We start from the raw sequence: 17,237 nt of genomic DNA on the forward strand, positions 1-17,237 counted from the left end.
TACGGGGTGTGCTGCGAGTAGGGGACCGGCTGGGCGATGTCGTGCTCAGGGGAGGTGCCGCGGCTTTCTCGCGGCAGCTCCCCTGATGCCCGCTGCCCGGGCCGCGCGTCAGGTGCGGCCGACCGGGTCCTGACCCTCGATGCTCTCGTGAGCGCCGGGAGCAACCGGCGCCGTCTCGCCGGGCGCCTCGGCCCTCCTCCGGCGCACCCGTCCCGCCAGCCGCGTGGCCACGGGCTCGGTCCAGCGGGCGGTCAGCGGGCCGAGGAGGACCAGGATGAGGACGTACGCCGTGGCCAGAGGGCCCAGGGACGGCTCGATGCCGGCCGTGACGGCGAGCCCCGCGATGACGATGGAGAACTCGCCGCGGGCCACGAGCGTGCCGCCCGCCCGCCAGCGGCCCTTGGGCCCGATCCCGGCCCGGCGCGCGGCCCAGTAGCCGGTGGCGATCTTCGTCGCGGTGGTGACGGCCGCCAGGGCGAGGGCGGGCAGCAGGACGGGCGGGATGCTGGCGGGGTCGGTGTGCAGGCCGAAGAAGACGAAGAACACCGCGGCGAACAGGTCCCGCAGCGGCGCGAGCAGGCTCGTCGCGCCCTCGGCGACCTCGCCGGACAGCGCGATGCCGACCAGGAAGGCGCCCACGGCGGCGGACACCTGGAGCTGCTGGGCGAGCCCGGCGACCACGAGGGTGACGCCGAGCACCACCAGCAGCAGCTTCTCGGGGTCGTCGCTGGAGACGAAGCGGGAGACATGGCGGCCGTAACGCACCGCGAGGACGAGGACGACCGTGGCCACGCCCAGGGCGATGGCCAGTGTGACGGCGCCCGCGGCCAGGCCCACCCCTGCCAGCAGGGCCGTGACGATGGGCAGGTAGACCGCCATGGAGAGGTCCTCGAGGACCAGGATGCTCAGGATGGCGGGGGTCTCCCGGTTGCCGAGCCGCCCCAGATCACCGAGCACCTTGGCGATGACGCCGGAGGAGGACACCCAGGTAACGCCGGCCAGCACGACGGCGGCGACCGGGCCCCAGCCCAGCAACAGGGCCAGTACGGCCCCGGGCAGGGCGTTGAGGACGGCGTCGACGAGCCCCGCGGCATAGTGGGTTCTGAGGTTGGAGACCAGGTCGGCGGCCGTGTACTCAAGGCCCAGCATGAGCAGCAGCAGGATGACGCCGATCTCGGCGCCGATGGCGACGAAGTCCTCGCTGGCGCCCAGTGGCAGCAGCCCTCCCTTGCCGAAGGCGAGCCCGGCCAGCAGGTAGAGGGGGATCGGCGAGAAGCGGAAACGCCCGGCGAGCCGGCCGAGCAGCCCCAGCCCGAGGATGAGACAGCCGAACTCGATCAGGAAGACAGCGGAGGAGTGCATGGCGGGTCACTCCCGCCCGAGTATCGCGGCGGCCGCCTCCACGCCCTCGCGGGTCCCGATGACGATGAGGGTGTCCCCGCCTGCGAGCCGGAAGGACGGAGTGGGGGAGGGTATCGCCTCGGCCCGGCGCAGCACCGCCACGACGGACGCTCCGGCGTCGGTGCGGATCCGGGACTCGCCCAGCAGCCGGCCGTTCCAGTGCGAGGAGCCGGGCAGTTCGATCCGCTCGGCGACGAGCCCCAGGTCGGTGGTGGACAGCAGGTTCGGCGTGTGGTGCGCGGGCATCAGCGCGTCGATGAGCGTGGCGGCCTCCTCCGTCGTCAGGCGCACCGAGAGGTCGCAGGCGTCCGGGTCGTCCCTGCGGTAGGCGCTGATCGTCCGGTGCCCGTCGCGGTGGGCGACCACCGAGAGACGGCGGCTTTCCCGTGTCGTCAGGTCGTAGCGGACCCCGATGCCCGGCAACGGCGTACTGCTGAGGCGTGGCGCGCTCATCCCTGTCCCCCTTCGGTCGGCGTGCGCGTTGTGATGACTCGCCTGCGGGGGCCGCGCCCGGACGAGCGCCCAGAACCGGCCTGTGGGCTCATCCTAGGCGGCCGGGAGGGACGGCACCCGTCCTGCCTGTGCTACCTGGGCGGCTCCGGGAAGGGCGATCCGGAAGGGAAAGGAGTGGCCGAGGGCAGCCTCGCGGTCGCCCCCTCCACCTGCCGCACGGTGCCCGTTCCCGGCTGGTTGCCCGTGCCCGCGCCGGTGGACAGCTGGGACCAGGCCCCGAGGGCCACGGCCACGGCGGCCGCGGTGGCGACGACACGTCCCACGCGCCGGGCCTTGGCACGGCGGTCCAGGTCCCGCCAGGCCACACGGACCCACAGTGCTTCCGGCTGCCACAGGTCGCCGACGGTGTGCGGGGGCTGGAGCTGCCGCCCCGCCGCGCGCTCCCTCGCGGAAGGCTCCCTGAGGGCGGAGGCCCGTATGGCGTCCTCGGTGTCCGAGAGGAACTGCCGCCACACTTCTTCCGCGATCGAGGGAACGCCGTCCGGCTCGTCGGGCGTTCCCCGCTCGCCCGGTCCTTCGGTGGTCATGTCCGTCATCCCCTCTCCGACCCTTGGCCCGATCACTGCACAGCGCAAGATCAGTATGCCGCCCAACGATGCGGAAGGCCTCGTCGGAGAGGGAGAAAACGACGGGCGGGCCGAATTCCCTCTCGGCCCGCTTTCGGCACAGGGGCGTCACGCCCCGGCGGGCGCCGCCGGCAGGACGTGGTCGCCGACCTTGTCGGTGCTCAGGCAGAGCGAGCAGACCACGGCGTCGTGCGTCTGGCAGGCGGCCACGTCCGGCCGCTCGAACTGCTGCCGGCACACATGGCACTCGTACGTGACGGCGCTGGGGTTGCCGTCCTCGTCCAGGAGCGGCTCGGTGATGCCGTCGTCCGTGCGGCGCAGGTAGTACTTGCCCTTGGTGACGACGGCCATCAGCGGGGTGAGAACGAAGGCGATCAGGGCCGCGGCGACGGGGGAGTACGGCTGCAGTGTGCCGCCCAGCGCGTGGAAGTACATGGCGATGGACAGCCCGGAGGCGGCCACGAAGGCCACGACACCGACCGGGTTGACGGCGTAGAGCATGCCGCGGCGGAACTCGGGGGCGTGCGGGGACAGTTTCAGCACGTACTTGTTGATGCCGATGTCGGTGGCCACGGTGACCACCCAGGCGATCGCGCAGTTCGAGTAGAAGCCCAGGATGCTGTTGAGGAAGCTGAACATGTCGGCCTCCATCAGGGCCAGCGCGAAGCCCAGGTTGACCAGGACGAAGACCATCCGGCCCGGGTAGCGCTTCGTGACCCGGGTGAAGGAGTTGGTCCAGGCGAGGGAGCCGGAGTACGCGTTCGTCACGTTGATCTTGATCTGGCTGATCACGACGAGGACCACGGCCAGCGGGAGCACGATCCAGGACGGCATCATCGCGTCGAAGGCGTGCTTGAACTGCTGGATCGGCTCGGGTGCGGCGATGGGGCCGACCTCGGCGATGATGTAGACCGCGAGGAACACACCGATGGCCTGCTTCAGCGCGCCGAGCACCACCCAGCCCGGGCCGGCCATCACCACGGCCGTCCACCAACTCCGCTTGTTCGCCTCGGTCTTGGGCGGCATGAAGCGCAGGTAGTCGATCTGCTCGCCGATCTGCGCGATCAGTGACAGGCATACGCCCGCCCCCAGCAGCACGGAGGCGGTGTTGACTCCGCCGTCCCCGTCGGTGCCCGCGTAGGCGATGAAGCGGTCGACGGACCCCGGGTCGGTGGCGACCAGGTAGACCAGCGGGCCGACCATCAGCAGCAGCCAGATCGGGGTGGTCCACACCTGGAGCTTGCTCAGCGCCGTCATGCCGTAGATCACCAGCGGGATCACCATGACGGTGGAGACGAGATAGCCCAGCCACAACGGCAGTCCGAGGCCCAGCTTCAGGCCCTGGGCCATGATCGAGCCTTCGAGGGCGAAGAAGATGAAGGTGAAGCTGGCGAAGATGACGCTGGTGAGGACCGAGCCGAAGTAGCCGAACCCGGAGCCGCGCGTGATCAGGTCCAGGTCGATGTTGTAGCGGGCCCCGTAGTAGGCGAGCGGGAAGCCGGTCACGAAGATGACGACGGCGGCGACGGCGATCGCCAGGAGCGCGTTGCCGGTGCCGTGGGCCAGGCCGATGCCGGCGCCGATGGAGAAGTCGGCCATGTAGGCGATGCCGCCGAGCGCGGTCGTCGCCACCACCATCGGAGTCCAGCGCCGGTAACTGCGCGGCGCGAAGCGGAGGGTGTAGTCCTCCAGGGTCTCCTTGACGGCCTGGTCGGAACCCGGCGCCGCCTGCTGCGCCGGGTCCGGATCGGTGACTTCTGCCAGTCGTGGCTCGGTACTCATGCCACGCCTCCTCGCTGCGGGTTGGGGACGACAAGGCAGGCACGGTAGGCAGCGGGCGTTACCCCTAAATACTTCCTGCGTGAAGGGAATGTTTCGGAGGTGTCTGACGCGTCGACAGCGGCGGTCTACGGCACTCCGAGTTCGAAGAGCACGTACCCCGCGTACGACCCGGAGGCCAGCGCCGCCGTGCCGAGGACCGAGGCCAGGGACGGCCATCCGAGCCGGCGCATCGCGAGGGCGAGGGGGACGAACAGCGGGAAGAGGGGCAGCAGATAGCGCGAGACGTTGCCGAAGATCTGCTGGGTGGTCATCACCATGAGATACGACAGCACCGTGTAGACGACGAGTACCGCCGGCGGGCGCAGACGCAGCAGCAGCACCGTCAGCACCGGCACCGCCAGCACGACGCAGACGCCGATGACGTCCTCGAACGCCCTGGCGAAGAGATAGTCGAAGTGCCCGACGGGGATGGACGTCAGCACCTTGAACGTGTGGACTCCCCAGTCGAACTTGTGGGCCCACGCGCCGTCCTGGAGCTTGGAGTAGCCGTTGATGTCGCCCATGCGGTAGTTGACCCAGGCGAGATAGCCGAACAGCCCCAGCGGTGCGATCGCCACGGCGGCCAGCGGACGCAGGACACCGTCCGCACGCCGGCGCAGGGACAGCAGCGCGGCGACAGCGAGGGCGGCGATCAGCGCGGCGGCGGTGGGCCGGCAGAGCCCGGCCGCACAGGTCAGCAGGCCGGCGGTCAGCCAGCGGCGGGACATGACGGCATGGCAGGCCCACGTGGCGAGAGCCGTGTAGAGGGATTCCGAGTAGCCCGACCACTCCGTGCCCGAACCGGGCCAGACCGCCCACAGCCCGGCCGCGACCAGACCGGCCCGGTGGCCGCCCAGCCGCCGCGTCACGGCGTAGATGCCGAGCGCCGCGACGAACGAGGCGATCACGGACACCGTCAGGCCGGCGCCGAACAGCCCGAGCCCGGTGCACTCCGAGACCAGGCGCATCAGCGCCGGGTACAGCGGGAAGAACGCCGCCGAGTTGCCCTCGAGGGTGATCAGACCGGTCGCGCCCGGGACCGGTTCCAGGGCCGGGTCGTATCCGTGCTCGGCTATCTGCTGGTACCACCAGCCGTCCCAGCTCGCCAGGACGTCCCAGGGGTGCTCGCCGCCGCCGAAGCGGGGGTTCTTCTTCCGGAAGTCGCCGGCGGAATCCAGCAGGTACATGAAGACGGCGAAGCCGGCCAGCTTCAGCACGCCGTACGTCAGCAACACGGGACCGTAGCGCACGGCGGCCCAGCGCAGCCGCCGGCGGAACTCCCGCGATCCGCGGGGGACTTCAGGAGGCTCGTGGCCGGACAACGGTCGGCCCAGCTCGACGGTGCTCATGACGATCCTGTCGTACGGCCGGCGGGAAACACCCAGGCCCGGAAGAGGAGGAAGCGCAGCAGCGTCGCGGCCAAGTTGGCGGCGACGAGGGTCACGAGTTCGACCTCGCGGTCGGCCCCGGGCGCGGTGTGGTGCAGGGCGGCCAGAGAACCGCTGGTCAGGGCCAGCCCGACCAGGAACGCCGCCAGGCCCTTGAGATGATGACGCACCACACCGCCGCGGCCCCGCACCCCGAAGGTGAGCCGCCGGTTGGCCGCGGTGTTGGCGACCGCGCTGGCGAGCAGGGCGAGCGCGTTGGCGGCCTGCGCCCCCGTCGCCGGTCTGAGCCCGAGGTAGAGCAGCAGGTAGCAGAGGGTGCTGGCGACACCGACCGCGGCGAAGCGCACCACCTGCCGGGCCAGGCCCGCCGGCAGTTCCCCGGAGAGGCCGCCGTCGCTGCGGCGCAGCGCGCTCAGCGGCAGCCTCCCGCAGGCCAGAGCACGCCCCAGCCTCGCCATGCCCCGCAGATCGGCCAGCGCCGTGGAGACGATGCGCACCCGGCTGTCGGGGTCGTCCACCCAGTCCACCGGCACCTCGTGGATCCGCAGCCCCGCGCGCTCGGCGATGACCAGTAACTCGGTGTCGAAGAACCACCCGCGGTCCTCCACCAGCGGCAGCAGCCGCTCGGCGACGTCGCGCCGCACCGCCTTGAACCCGCACTGCGCGTCGGAGAAACCCACGGCGAGCGTGGAGCGCAACAGGCCGTTGTAGCAACGGGAGACGATCTCCCGCTTCGGCCCGCGCACCACCCGCGAACCACGCGCCAGCCGGGTGCCGATGGCGATGTCCGAGTGCCCCGAGATCAACGGTGCGACCAGCGGCAGCAGCGCCGCGAGGTCGGTGGACAGATCCACGTCCAGATACGCCAGCACCGGTGCACGCGACCGCGACCAGGCGGCGTGCAGCGCACGGCCCCGGCCCTTCTCGGCCAGCCGGATCCAGTCCGTGCCGGGCAGTTCGGCGGCCAGCCGCGCGGCGATCCGCGGGGTCCGGTCGGTGCTGGCGTTGTCGGCGATGGTGATCCGGAACGAATAGGGGAACGTCTCGCCGAGGTGCGCGTGCAGGCGCCGGACGCACGGCTCCAGATCGTTCTCCTCGTTGTACACGGGCACGACCACGTCGAGGACGGGGTCCGGGTGGTGCGCGGGCAGGGGCGCCCGGCGCGGCAACGCGGCGAGCTCTGAGGTCGGGCGGTCGATCAGGGCCGGCCGCCGTTCGGTTCTCATGGCTGCTTACCGGTCTCTTTCTGGCGCGCGGCATACGCGAGCGCCGGTTCAGGGCAGGCCGAAGGCGCCCGTGTCGGTGGTGCGGTGACGGGAGTCCGGGGCGATGACGCCCCTGGCGGGAATCGCCTCTCAGGCGGCTACTCGGTACTGACCGATGCGGAGGGCTCCTGTGTCGTCTCCAGGGCGGACGGCGGCGCCGTCGTACGGGTCGGGGAAGGGGGCGGCGAGGGGAAAGCCGTCGTGGTCCGGCTCTCGGAGGGCGTGGTGGTCGGTGCGGGGCCGGTGGGCGTGCTGGTGGCCCCGGTCGGCGTGCTGCTGCCGGGCGAGGTCGCGGGCACCGACGCCGCCGACCGGGTCGGAGTCGGGCTCGGATCCGAGGTGTCGGTCGTGGGCCCGTTGTCGTGCGTCGGAGTCGGGCTCGTCGCGGGCCGCGGCCGGGGATCGGCGGGCTGGGCCTTGGTGAACATGCTGGGCAGCAGGGCGAGCCCGACGCTGAGCCCGGCCACCGCCACGGCGGAGCCGCCCGCCTTCCACAGCATCCGCGACCGGCGGCGGGCCCGGATGCCCTGGTGCAGCCGCTGCCGCTGCGCCGGCTCGTAGGGAGTGTGCTGTTGGGTGTCGCGCATCAGGCGCGACAGGTCCCGCTCGAAGTCGTCCATCGTTTCTCCCTTCACCCCACGGGCCTGACGGCGTCGGACAGGATCTGGCGGAGCCGTGCGACTCCACGTGACGCGTGGGACCGTGCGGTGCCCACGGGGCAGCCCAGCGCCTGGGCGACCTGGGCCTCGGGCAGGTCCTCGTAGTAGCGCAGCACCACCGCCGCCCGTTGCTTCGGCGACAGCAGCGCCAACGCGGCCTCCAGTCGCGAGCGTTCCGCCACGGTGGACGACACATCGCCCGGGTCGGCCCGGTCCGGCAGCTGCTCCACCGGGCGCTCACCCCGCCAGCGCCGTCGCGCCGAGCGTGCCGCCATCCGCACCAGCACCGTGCGGACGTACGCCTCCGGGGCCTGCTCCGCGACCTTCGGCCAGGCGAACCACAGCTTCACCAGGGCCTCCTGCACCAGGTCCTCGGCCCGTTGCCGGTCGCCCCCCGTGAGCAGCCGCGCGACATGGAGCAGCGCCGACCAACGGGCGGCCACGAACTCGTCGAAGCTGTCCGCCCGAACCTGCTCCATCCTCACCGTCCCGCGTCTCAGTGGCCTCCTACACCTCTGAAAAGACGCTGGACCCCGCCCCACGCTGCACCCGGAACCTGTGATCCACCTCACTCCGTCCGGACCCGGGCATGGAAAAGGGCCCGTGCGCAGGCACGAGCCCTTCCGTTGTACGCCCGGGGACGGCGATGCCGCGCGGGATCACCCGCCGCCCGGGCCGCCGCTGCCGAACGAACCGCTGCTGCCCTCGTTCCACCGGGGGCGCTCCTGCGACGCGCTCCTCCGGTCGCTCACGTTGCCGTGGCCCTTCAGCCGGTGCGGCGTCAGGCGATCCTGGCTTCTCGGCACCTCCTCGGGCTCCCGGCGCTCACTGACCTCGCGGACCGGGCCGCCGTCGGGCAGCCGCGGCTGCTCCTCGGGGCGCGGCGTGGGCAGCTCCCTGCGTTTGATGCGAACGCCGAGGACGAAGGCCCCCAGCAGCAGGGCCACGACCACCACACCTGCTACGACCAGCCCGATGCCGAGGGCGCCACGGCCCGCGGCCATCTCCATCCATGCGGTATGCATGGCACGCGAGTACCCCTGGTCCTCACCATGAACCCGGTCGCCTCGAAACGCACCCCTTGGGAACACCGGGTTTGACGGGCATCGACCGGGGCTACCCGCGCGGTGTGACTCCGACGACATCCCAGCAGGAGCTGTTCCGGTTCTTGGAGGACCGCTTCGCCTGCGCGCAGGCGTGTACAGAGTGCGCGCGGGCGTGCGCGCTGCGCGCGAGCCTTGTGGATCCGGACGGCACCGAGAACCAGGAACTCGTACGACGCAAGGGCATCATGTGCGCGGAGGTCTGCGACGCGACCTGCCGTGTGCTGTCTGAGCAGAACCAGGTGGACGAGGGCAGCATCCGCACCCAGGTGGAGTGGTGCCGGACCGTGTGTCTGGAGGCCGCCCACGCCTTCGACCGGCAGCCGGGGGCGGAGGACTCGGCGGCGGCATGCCGCGCCTGCGCACGCGCCTGCACGGACTTCCTCGCCACGCTGAACTGAGCCCGCACTGAGACCACGCTGAACCGAGCCGACCGACACCGAGGTGACATGGCCATTCCCAATTTCTGAAACACGTTCTACGGTGTGCGCCGACAGGACCGGCCTTGGGGAGCCTGGAGGCGCCGTGCACCTCGAATACACGCCCGAGCAGCAGCGGCTGCGCACCGAACTGCGCGCCTACTTCGCCGAACTGGTCCCGGACCACATGTACGCCCGGCACGGCGACCCCGCCGACCAGAAGCGGTTCTACCGCGAGACCATCCGGCGGCTCGGCGCGGACGGCTGGCTCGGCGTGGGCTGGCCCGAGGAGTACGGCGGGCGGGGCCTGACGGCCATGGAACAGTTCATCTTCTTCGACGAGGCCGCCCAGGCCGGCGTCCCGCTGCCCCTGATGGCGCTGAACACCGTCGGTCCGACGATCATGCGCTACGGCACCGACGAGCAGAAGGCCTGCTTCCTGCCGAAGATCCTCTCCGGCGAGATCGACTTCGCCATCGGCTACAGCGAGCCCGGCGCGGGCACGGACCTCGCGTCACTGCGGACCCGTGCGATACGGGAGGGCGACGAATACGTCGTCGACGGGCAGAAGATCTGGACCACCAACGGCGACACCGCCGACTGGGTGTGGCTGGCCGTGCGCACCGACCCCGACGCCCCGCCGCACAAGGGCATCACGATGCTGCTGGTGCCGACCACCGACCCCGGCTACTCCTGCACCCTGATCAACACCCTCGCCTCGCACGACACCACGGCCAGCTACTACGAGAACGTCCGCGTCCCCGTCTCCCGCCGGGTCGGCGCCGAGAACCAGGGCTGGCGGCTGATCACCAACCAGCTCAACCATGAGCGCGTGACCCTGGCCGCCCACGGCACCATGGCGATCCGTGCCCTGCACGACGTGCAGCGCTGGTCGACGGAGACCAAGCTCGCCGACGGCCGCCGGGTCGCGGACCTGCCCTGGGTACGCCGCCTCCTGGCCCGCACCCACACCCGGCTGGACGCCCTCAAGCTGCTCAATTGGCAGATGGTCAACTCCGTCCATGAGGGCACCCTCACCCCGCAGGACGCCTCCGCCGTCAAGGTCTACGGCTCCGAGGCCCGGCGCGACGCCTACGCCTGGCTCATGGAGATCGTCGCCGCCCCCGGCACCCTGAAGGAGGGCTCGGCGGGCGCGGTCCTGCGCGGCGAACTGGAACGCGGCTACCGCTCGGCGGTCATCTTCACCTTCGGCGGCGGCAACAACGAGATCCAGCGGGAGATCATCTCGTGGATCGGACTGGGGATGCCGCGGGTGCGGCGCTGACGGGCTGTGGCGAGGATTTTCAGTTGGCGCAAAAGAGGGCTAGTTGGCACCACGATCAACTGAGCCCTCCGGTGTGTTCCGGGCCCCGGTCAGGTCTCGATGGCTTCGTCCACCTTGATCTGCAAGTGAGTCGCGCCGATTTCGCGCAGCAGTCGGTGGTGGTGCTCCACCAGGTGCTTGGAGCCGTGATGCGGAGTGGGTCCAGTTCCACGCTCAGGGCTTCGCGGCCAGTCACGATAGCGTCTCGCCGAGTGGTGTAGCCGATCAAAGCAGCGGGATCCGCAGGTCGGTGACGGTGGCTCCGCCGCGGCCGGGTGGTCACTGGCCTCCGCAGGGCGCCTCGTGGACTGCCGCGTCTGCGGAGATCGTCAGCGGCCTCGTACTGGAACCCGCAAGGCTGGTCGCCTACACCACGACGCAGGACGATCCGATCATCTCTAGCAGACCGCTCGGCTCTGGTTCCAGACGGTGTTCGTATCTATCAGCGGTAGGCCAACCACGTTGATGGGGTGCGGGATGTCTGGTGGAGCGCGGCCTGGCTGTCGTGCAGGTTCGTGCCGGACCAGTCATGCGGTCCGCGTGTGGTGACCTTGGGCCTGTTGTCCGGGGAGGGACTGGCCACTGCGCCCGGGAGCCAACAGCGTTACGGGGTGGAAGGGTCGGGGAGTTCCGCTACCGTCGATTCCGGAGATCCCCATGGTTCCTCCAGGGCGGCCCGCAGCGCGATAACAGCATCCGCACCGACGCGCCCGGCGAGCGCGGCTTCGAGCCCGGCCAGTATCTGCATCGTCTCCTCGCGGCGCCGGACACCGGCCGCCGAGAGCAGCACGAGTTTCGACCGGGCGGACCGCGGATCGCTCTCCACGGTCACCACGCCCAGGGCGACAAGTTCGTGGACCCACTGATGCGCTGTCGGGGCGCTGACGCCCAGACGCCGGGCCAGCTCGGCGATGCTCGCCCCCTCTGGCGGGAGCTGACTGAGCAGGGTCACGTGTGCCGCACTGATGCCGGCCCCGTCTTCCTGGGCCTCGAACGCAGTGGTCAGAGCGGCTCGGAACCAGTTGTGTGCGCGCCACAGGAGCCGGATGAGCGGCTCGGATTCAGACGGGGAGGAGGACATGTGGTTCTGCCTTCACGGTGGGGCGGTCGGTTTGGCGCGGTCTGCCGATCGTAAGCCGGTCAGACCTGGTGCCCAACATCACCCGAGCTTCCGAGATCATCCTTCATTAGGTAGCCTACGATTAGGTTACCTAATGGTGGGGCGGATCGGTTCCCAGCCCGATCCCATGTCCCAGAAAGGCGTGACGATGACGACAAGATCGTCTGTATCCCCCCTCGCCGCGGGCGCCTCGCGGCGGCGTCTGCTGGCCGCCGCGGCCGGCGCCACCGCCGGCACGGCAGCCCTCGCGGCCCCGCCCGCCGCCGCCCAGACCGCCACCTCCACGCCGGCTGAGACCGCTGGCCGCCCGGGGCGCGGCATGAAGGTGATCGCAGTCGAAGAGGCGTTCTCCGTTCCGGAGCTGATCCCGTGGCCGGGCGCGGCCCGTATGCCTCCCGGCTGGGGGCAGGAGTGGGGGCGCCGGCTCGCCGACTTCACGGAGTTGCGGCTGGCGGACATGGACGAGCACGGAGTGGACATGCAGGTCCTGTCGCTCACCTCACCCGGCGTGGAGGCCATCGAGGACCCCTCCGAGGCCGTGGCCACGGCCCGCCGGGTCAACGACCACCTGGCCGAAGTGGTCGCCGCCCACCCGACACGGTTCGTCGGCTTCGCCACCCTGCCGTTGCAGGACCCGAAGGCCTCCGTGGCCGAGCTGCGCCGGGCGGTGGAGCAACTGGGCCTCAAGGGGGTCCTGCACAACGACCACGTTCAGGGCCACTACCTCGACGAGCCGCAGTTCCGGCCGGTGTGGGCCGAGCTTGAACGGCTCGGCGTGACGCTCTACCTCCATCCCGCGCTCTTCCCCGCCGATCAGTGGCGGGTGTTCCAGGGACATCCCGTGCTGAGCGGACCGTCCTGGGGATGGACAGCGCAGGTCGGCGCCCACGCCCTTCGCCTGATCTACGGGGGAGTGTTCGACGAGTTCCCCGGGGCCTCGGTGACGCTGGGGCACATGGGAGAACTGCTTCCCTTTCAGCTGGCTCGGCTCGACAGCCGCTACCACCAGGCCGACCCCAAAAGCAGGCCACGACACCTGCCCTCCCACTACCTGCGGCACAACCTCTACGCGACCACCAGCGGCGTCTTCTCCCACGCGGCTCTTCTCGGAGCCGTCCAGGCCATCGGCGCCGACCGGCTGCTGTTCGCCGTCGACTACCCCTACGAATCAACGGCCGAAGCAGTCGAGTTCCTCAGCTCAGCGCCGTTCTCCCGCGCCGACCTCACACGCATCGCACACCGCAACGCGGCACACCTGCTGAACCTCTGATCAAGACAGCAGCAGGTGAGGAGCTCGGGCTGGGCCGACGGCACATATATGTGCCGTCGGCCCAGCCCGAGCACCGGCACCGGATGCTCGGTCCTGATCCGACGGGATCCGCCCGCACGTCGATGGCCGTTGGTACGTCTCTTGAGGCAGACCTTCAAACGGCGATCCTCGTCCGGCTGGGCGCGACTTCCGTCAGGCAGGGCCTGGCCCACCACGCCGACAGCAGGAACGAATCCTCCGCACCTTGGGAAGACGGGCTCACGCCATGGCAGACGCACTTCCGAGGAGCAGAGCACCATGTCCTACGCCTTCGATCCCCAGCTGGCCCACTGGGTCCCGATGATCAACGATCTGCCGTTCGCCCACATCGCCGCCGCTCGCGCGGCCGGGGGAGGGGGGATTGGTGGATGCAGCACCGTAGGGGTCATCAACAAGGGAGCTTTATCGGGATCTGAAGTTTGTCGGCCACAGAGCAGCCGTTCCTGCTGCGACGCCCCTCGTGACCTGCGCTGTACCAAAGTGCCAACTGTCTCTCTGATTCCGTGTCTCCAACGCTGAAGTTACTTGGCATCAGTGCAGGTGAGGAACGTTGCCTTGTGTCAACTATCGATCCCGGTCACACGGGCTGTGACGAGGATTCTCAGTCGGCACGAAAGAGCGCGCTTGCTTCCTGAGTCTTCATTGGTCAACGTGGGAAGGGCGGCAGCCGTCAGCCCGAATTCCCTGGCCAGGTGATCCGGTTCAGCCATCCCTTGATCCCCTCCTGGGTCAGTGCGAGCCGCGAGACACAGGTGGCGAGGCGGGGCAAGGTAGCTCAGCATCTCGCGCACGCGGGCTCGGCTGTCGAACCTCTTGGGGCGGCGCCGTCTGCGGCTGGAACTCAAGTGTCCCAGGTAGGGCACTGGGTTGCCGGTGCCGGCCGCGGTCTACCGCTGTGTCAGCGCGTACCTCGGCGACGAGGTTCGGCTGGACGGTGACGTACCGGAGCTTGTTCCCAGAGCCCCATCCAGCGCTGATCTGCGTTCCCGTCCACGGATGCTCGGCCCGCCGGGGGCAGCGCGGCCCCAGCTCGCGCCGGCGCCGCGCGGCGGGGCCCGTCGAGGAAGCATGGAACAGCGGGGACGGCAGGCTGAGGCTGATCGTCTTCATGGGAGCGGCCGCCTGCGCCACACTCACCCTCGGTGGTGGCCTGGCTCGCGGGTCTGCCGTAGCGGTGCTGAGGCGCGATCCAGATTTTTCGGGTTCGGCGGTCTGCGGATGTCGAGAAGGTGCCACCGGCTCCGTCCCAGGGACGTCAGCGGCCACCGCCGGCCGCACGAGGAAGAAGGAGAAACCAGCATGGCGATTCAGCGGATGGACAACGTCGGCATCGTCGTCGAGGACATGGATGCCGCCATCGCGTTCTTCGTGGAACTCGGTATGGAGCTGGAGGGCAGGGCGGAGGTCGAGGGCCTCGTCGCCGACCAGTGCACCGGACTCGACGGCGTCCGCTGTGACATCGCGATGGTCAAGACCCCGGACGGTCACAGCCGGCTCGAGCTGGCGAAGTACCGCAGCCCCGCGGCGATCAGCGCCGGGCCGCGCAACCGGCCGCACAACATTCTGGGCACGCACCGCGTCATGTTCGCCGTCGACGACCTCGAGGACACCGTCGCCCGCCTGCGCCCTCACGGCGCCGAACTCGTCGGCGAGATCGCCCGGTTCGAGGACAGCCATCTGCTCTGCTACCTCCGCGGCCCGGAGGACATCATCGTCGGACTGGCCGAGCAACTGCGCTGAGTTTGACTCTGTCGGGGACCTTGGATGGTCGGGCTCAGCGGTGCTACTTCCGAGACCGAGCGACTGCCTGTGCAGATGAGGTGACGCCGAGGTGCCGGGCGAAGAAGCCGGCGATGTCATCGAAACCGAACCTGGCTGGTGTGCCATCGTCGTCGGCACCGGCAAACCGGCGCGCGGTAGCGGCACCCTCGGCGGCCGGCCGACCATTGTCGAGGAGATCCTCGAACTGCAGGTTGCCTTGTCGGGCGGCGTTGATGAATCCGTGTCGGTAGCCGTCGAGCAGGAACAGCTCACTCTTCGCGCCCATCGTCACGAGCGCCTCGTGCAGATTCCAGCTGTGCCGCCACGATCATCAGCTGTGCCGGTGTCAGGGGAGCTTCTTCGCCTTCTCCTTCTGCTGGTCGCGGAAGGCGGTGGACTCGTCGAGGTTGCCTAACTTGAGCATGATTCCTCCATGAACTCGAGGGGGGAAGCGGGTCTACCAACCCACAGGGATTCAAGTGATCCGGGACCGGGAGGCGGCCCGTTTGCGTGTTGGTGAGTCGTGATGAATGGGTGGTCCGGGTGAGGGGCTACGCCGCCGTTCGCCGCGTGGCCCCACTCGTGGTGTGCGTTCAGGCGTGGTGCTTGCCGAGGAAGTCGGTGATGAGCCGCAGCCACTCGTCGGTCCGCTCCAGCATCGGCAGGTGGCCGGTGGCGATTTCCGCGAGCTGGGCGCCGGGGATGGTCTCGGCGAGGTGGCGGTGCAGGGCGGTGGAGGTGAGCCGGTCGTCGGTGGTCGAAACGACCAGGGTGGGGACCTTGATGCCGGCGAGGTCGTCCCGGACGTCGACCTGGCCGACGAGGTCGGTCTGCTCGGAGCTGCCGTCGGCCGCGCCGGCGGCGACGTAGCCGAGGGTCTGCCGCAGCTGCTCGGCCGGCATCGACTCCAGCGCCTGGGTGCCGAGGGCCATCAGGAGCTGGAATTCGGCGAGCAGCTCGCGGTCGCCGGACGCGGCTATCTTGCTCCAGACCGAGGACGCGAGAGCGAGCCGGTTGTCGCGGTGCGGGAAGGCGGCGGTCAGGACGAGTGCGGTGACGCGCTCTGGGTGGCGGGCGGCGGCTCGGATGGCGACCGGGCCGCCGAGGGAGAAGCCGGACACGGCGAAGCGGTCGAGGCCCTCTGCGTCGGCGGCGGCGATGAGCTGGTCGGCGAGGTCGTCGACGGACAGCGGGGCGGTGGAGCGGGGGGTGTCGCCGCTGCCGGGGTAGTCGATGCCGACGACGGTGTGGCGGGCGGCGAGAGCTTCCAGGACTGGGCCGTAGGTGCCGGCCAGGCTGCTGCCGGCGCCGTGGGCGAGGAGCAGGCCGGGGCCGGAACCGAGGCGCGTGCGGGAGAACGTGGGTGCGAGCAGGTTGCGAGGTGACATGGTCATCCGCCCTTCGAACGTGCACGGTCACGCAAGAATCATCCAATGCGTGTGATTACTCTCCAAGGTCTATCACACGCTATGTATGATTCGGATCGACCTGTGACCTCAATCACACTCGACGTATGATTTGTGGGTAGGGTGGCGGCATGAAGCAGCCCCTCCATCGCCGTCAGCCGACCCCGGGCAACCCGCGCGTGCAGCGCACCCGCAACCGTGTGCTGGCCGTCGCGCGAGAACTGCTGCCTCAGGTAGGACCGGCCGGACTGACCTATGCCCTGCTGGCCGAGCGGGCGGACGTCACCCGCCAGACCCTCTACCGGCACTGGCCCACCCGAGCCGCACTGCTCTTCGACCTCGTCCTCGAAGGCCCCGACCTCGGCACCTATCCCGAACCGGGCAGCGACGTGGGCGCCGTGGCCACCGCCTGGCTGAAGAGCCTGCGCGCCGGGGTCAGTGTGCCGTCCGTGCGAACCGCGGCTCTGGCCGTCACCGCCCAGGCTGACCACGATCCCGACAGTGCCCGGGCACTCGTCCGCATCGGCGAGGACCGCTACGCCGGTTTCAACAGGCTGCTGGAGCCTTCGGGTGTCCAGATCAGCGAAGACGAGTTCACCCTGCTGTACGGGCCCGTCCTCGCCCGGCTCTTCCTCGACCGCGGCCAGGTCTCCGACGCCTTCATCGACGCCGTCGTGGCCCAGTGGCTCACCGTGCTGCAGCGCGCCGACGCACCGCGGGACGCCCAGTAGCAGTCGCCGAGGGCTCTGGACAGAGGCCAGCGGGTGGCAGCGCCTGCCCTTCCGAAAGGGCGCCAGTCCGGCGATCGGCTTCATGGAAGCTTCATGAGCTCAGTGGCATGTGCTTTATGAGGCGGCTGTTGTCTGGCGGTCATGCACAAACTCCTCGTCCCGCCGGTGGACAGCGTTGCACCTGTGTGGAGCCGCCTGCCGACCGGCGCGGCAACGTGGCGCCATGGGGTTCCCACACGTGAGCGCCGGATCGATCTGCTGACGGCGACTGGCCCGGCAGAGGAGCGACTTACCCGCTCGCGCCCCCCGATTGGCCTGCACCGCGCGCCCGCCCGCGCGTGGTGGCAGCGGTCTGCGACACGGCGGGGACCATCGCCGTCCTGCGCAGACTGCCCGGCCTGGCGACGGCGCCGTGGCGTACACACATACGACCTGACTCGCACACAGAATG

The 17,237-nt window shown here is 70.1% G+C and carries 17 protein-coding genes; 6 read left to right on the forward strand and 11 right to left on the reverse strand.

Annotated elements, in window-relative coordinates; genetic code table 11:
- Positions 1–108: 108 nt before the first annotated feature.
- The 9 genes from OG542_RS38330 to OG542_RS38370 form a co-directional block, all read right to left on the reverse strand.
- The gene (locus OG542_RS38330) at positions 109–1,362 is read right to left on the reverse strand and encodes a cation:proton antiporter (protein ID WP_328417165.1); all 1,254 of its coding nucleotides are present in this window, start codon (positions 1,360–1,362) and stop codon (positions 109–111) included.
- A 6-nt stretch (positions 1,363–1,368) separates the two neighbouring features.
- The gene (locus OG542_RS38335; protein ID WP_328417167.1) at positions 1,369–1,854 is read right to left on the reverse strand and encodes a cation:proton antiporter regulatory subunit; all 486 of its coding nucleotides are present in this window, start codon (positions 1,852–1,854) and stop codon (positions 1,369–1,371) included.
- Between the two features lie 131 nt (positions 1,855–1,985).
- Positions 1,986–2,441 (reverse strand): hypothetical protein, encoded by a 456-nt coding sequence (locus OG542_RS38340; RefSeq protein ID WP_328417169.1) that lies wholly within the window; start codon positions 2,439–2,441, stop codon positions 1,986–1,988.
- 147 nt (positions 2,442–2,588) lie between these two features.
- Positions 2,589–4,262, reverse strand: a complete 1,674-nt coding sequence (locus tag OG542_RS38345; protein ID WP_328417171.1) for a purine-cytosine permease family protein — start codon at positions 4,260–4,262, stop codon at positions 2,589–2,591.
- A 125-nt stretch (positions 4,263–4,387) separates the two neighbouring features.
- Positions 4,388–5,650 carry a glycosyltransferase family 39 protein gene (locus OG542_RS38350; protein WP_328417173.1) on the reverse strand — a complete coding sequence of 421 codons (1,263 nt, stop codon included), beginning with the start codon at positions 5,648–5,650 and terminating at the stop codon, positions 4,388–4,390.
- A complete protein-coding gene (locus tag OG542_RS38355) occupies positions 5,647–6,915 on the reverse strand; it encodes a glycosyltransferase (RefSeq protein WP_328417175.1) in 1,269 nt (422 codons plus the stop codon). Before OG542_RS38355 ends, OG542_RS38350 begins: the two co-directional genes overlap by 4 nt.
- 137 nt (positions 6,916–7,052) lie before the next feature.
- Positions 7,053–7,574, reverse strand: coding sequence for a cellulase (locus OG542_RS38360; protein ID WP_328417177.1), 522 nt, complete (start codon positions 7,572–7,574; stop codon positions 7,053–7,055).
- Between the two features lie 11 nt (positions 7,575–7,585).
- Entirely contained in the window at positions 7,586–8,092 is a 507-nt protein-coding gene (locus OG542_RS38365) for a SigE family RNA polymerase sigma factor (RefSeq protein WP_328417179.1), read from the reverse strand.
- 180 nt (positions 8,093–8,272) lie between these two features.
- Positions 8,273–8,638: a DUF6479 family protein gene (locus OG542_RS38370; protein WP_184595764.1), complete on the reverse strand. Its 366-nt coding sequence runs from the start codon at positions 8,636–8,638 to the stop codon at positions 8,273–8,275.
- Between the two features lie 104 nt (positions 8,639–8,742).
- On the opposite strand from OG542_RS38370, the gene OG542_RS38375 reads away from it, so the two are divergent.
- Positions 8,743–9,117, forward strand: a complete 375-nt coding sequence (locus OG542_RS38375; RefSeq protein WP_193478885.1) for a ferredoxin — start codon at positions 8,743–8,745, stop codon at positions 9,115–9,117.
- Between the two features lie 124 nt (positions 9,118–9,241).
- Positions 9,242–10,420, forward strand: a complete 1,179-nt coding sequence (locus OG542_RS38380) for an acyl-CoA dehydrogenase family protein (RefSeq protein WP_328417182.1) — start codon at positions 9,242–9,244, stop codon at positions 10,418–10,420.
- A 643-nt stretch (positions 10,421–11,063) separates the two neighbouring features.
- Here OG542_RS38380 and OG542_RS38385 read toward each other — a convergent pair.
- Positions 11,064–11,540, reverse strand: a complete 477-nt coding sequence (locus tag OG542_RS38385; RefSeq protein WP_328417184.1) for a MarR family winged helix-turn-helix transcriptional regulator — start codon at positions 11,538–11,540, stop codon at positions 11,064–11,066.
- A 187-nt stretch (positions 11,541–11,727) separates the two neighbouring features.
- Between OG542_RS38385 and OG542_RS38390 the strand changes: the two genes are divergently transcribed.
- The 3 genes from OG542_RS38390 to OG542_RS38400 all read left to right on the forward strand — a co-directional run bounded on the left by OG542_RS38390 (position 11,728) and on the right by OG542_RS38400 (position 15,064).
- Positions 11,728–12,849, forward strand: a complete 1,122-nt coding sequence (locus tag OG542_RS38390; protein ID WP_328417186.1) for an amidohydrolase family protein — start codon at positions 11,728–11,730, stop codon at positions 12,847–12,849.
- A 1,338-nt stretch (positions 12,850–14,187) separates the two neighbouring features.
- A complete protein-coding gene (locus OG542_RS38395) occupies positions 14,188–14,628 on the forward strand; it encodes a VOC family protein (RefSeq protein WP_328417187.1) in 441 nt (146 codons plus the stop codon).
- Positions 14,629–14,719: 91 nt separating this feature from the next.
- A complete protein-coding gene (locus tag OG542_RS38400) occupies positions 14,720–15,064 on the forward strand; it encodes a hypothetical protein (RefSeq protein ID WP_328417188.1) in 345 nt (114 codons plus the stop codon).
- Positions 15,065–15,242: 178 nt separating this feature from the next.
- On the opposite strand, the gene OG542_RS38405 is transcribed toward OG542_RS38400, so the two are convergent.
- Positions 15,243–16,037, reverse strand: a complete 795-nt coding sequence (locus OG542_RS38405) for an alpha/beta fold hydrolase (RefSeq protein WP_328417190.1) — start codon at positions 16,035–16,037, stop codon at positions 15,243–15,245.
- Positions 16,038–16,186: 149 nt separating this feature from the next.
- On the opposite strand from OG542_RS38405, the gene OG542_RS38410 reads away from it, so the two are divergent.
- Positions 16,187–16,786: a TetR/AcrR family transcriptional regulator gene (locus OG542_RS38410; RefSeq protein WP_328417192.1), complete on the forward strand. Its 600-nt coding sequence runs from the start codon at positions 16,187–16,189 to the stop codon at positions 16,784–16,786.
- Positions 16,787–17,237: the final 451 nt, after the last annotated feature.

Source organism: Streptomyces violaceus, from assembly GCF_036014075.1.
GTDB lineage: Bacteria > Actinomycetota > Actinomycetes > Streptomycetales > Streptomycetaceae > Streptomyces > Streptomyces violaceus.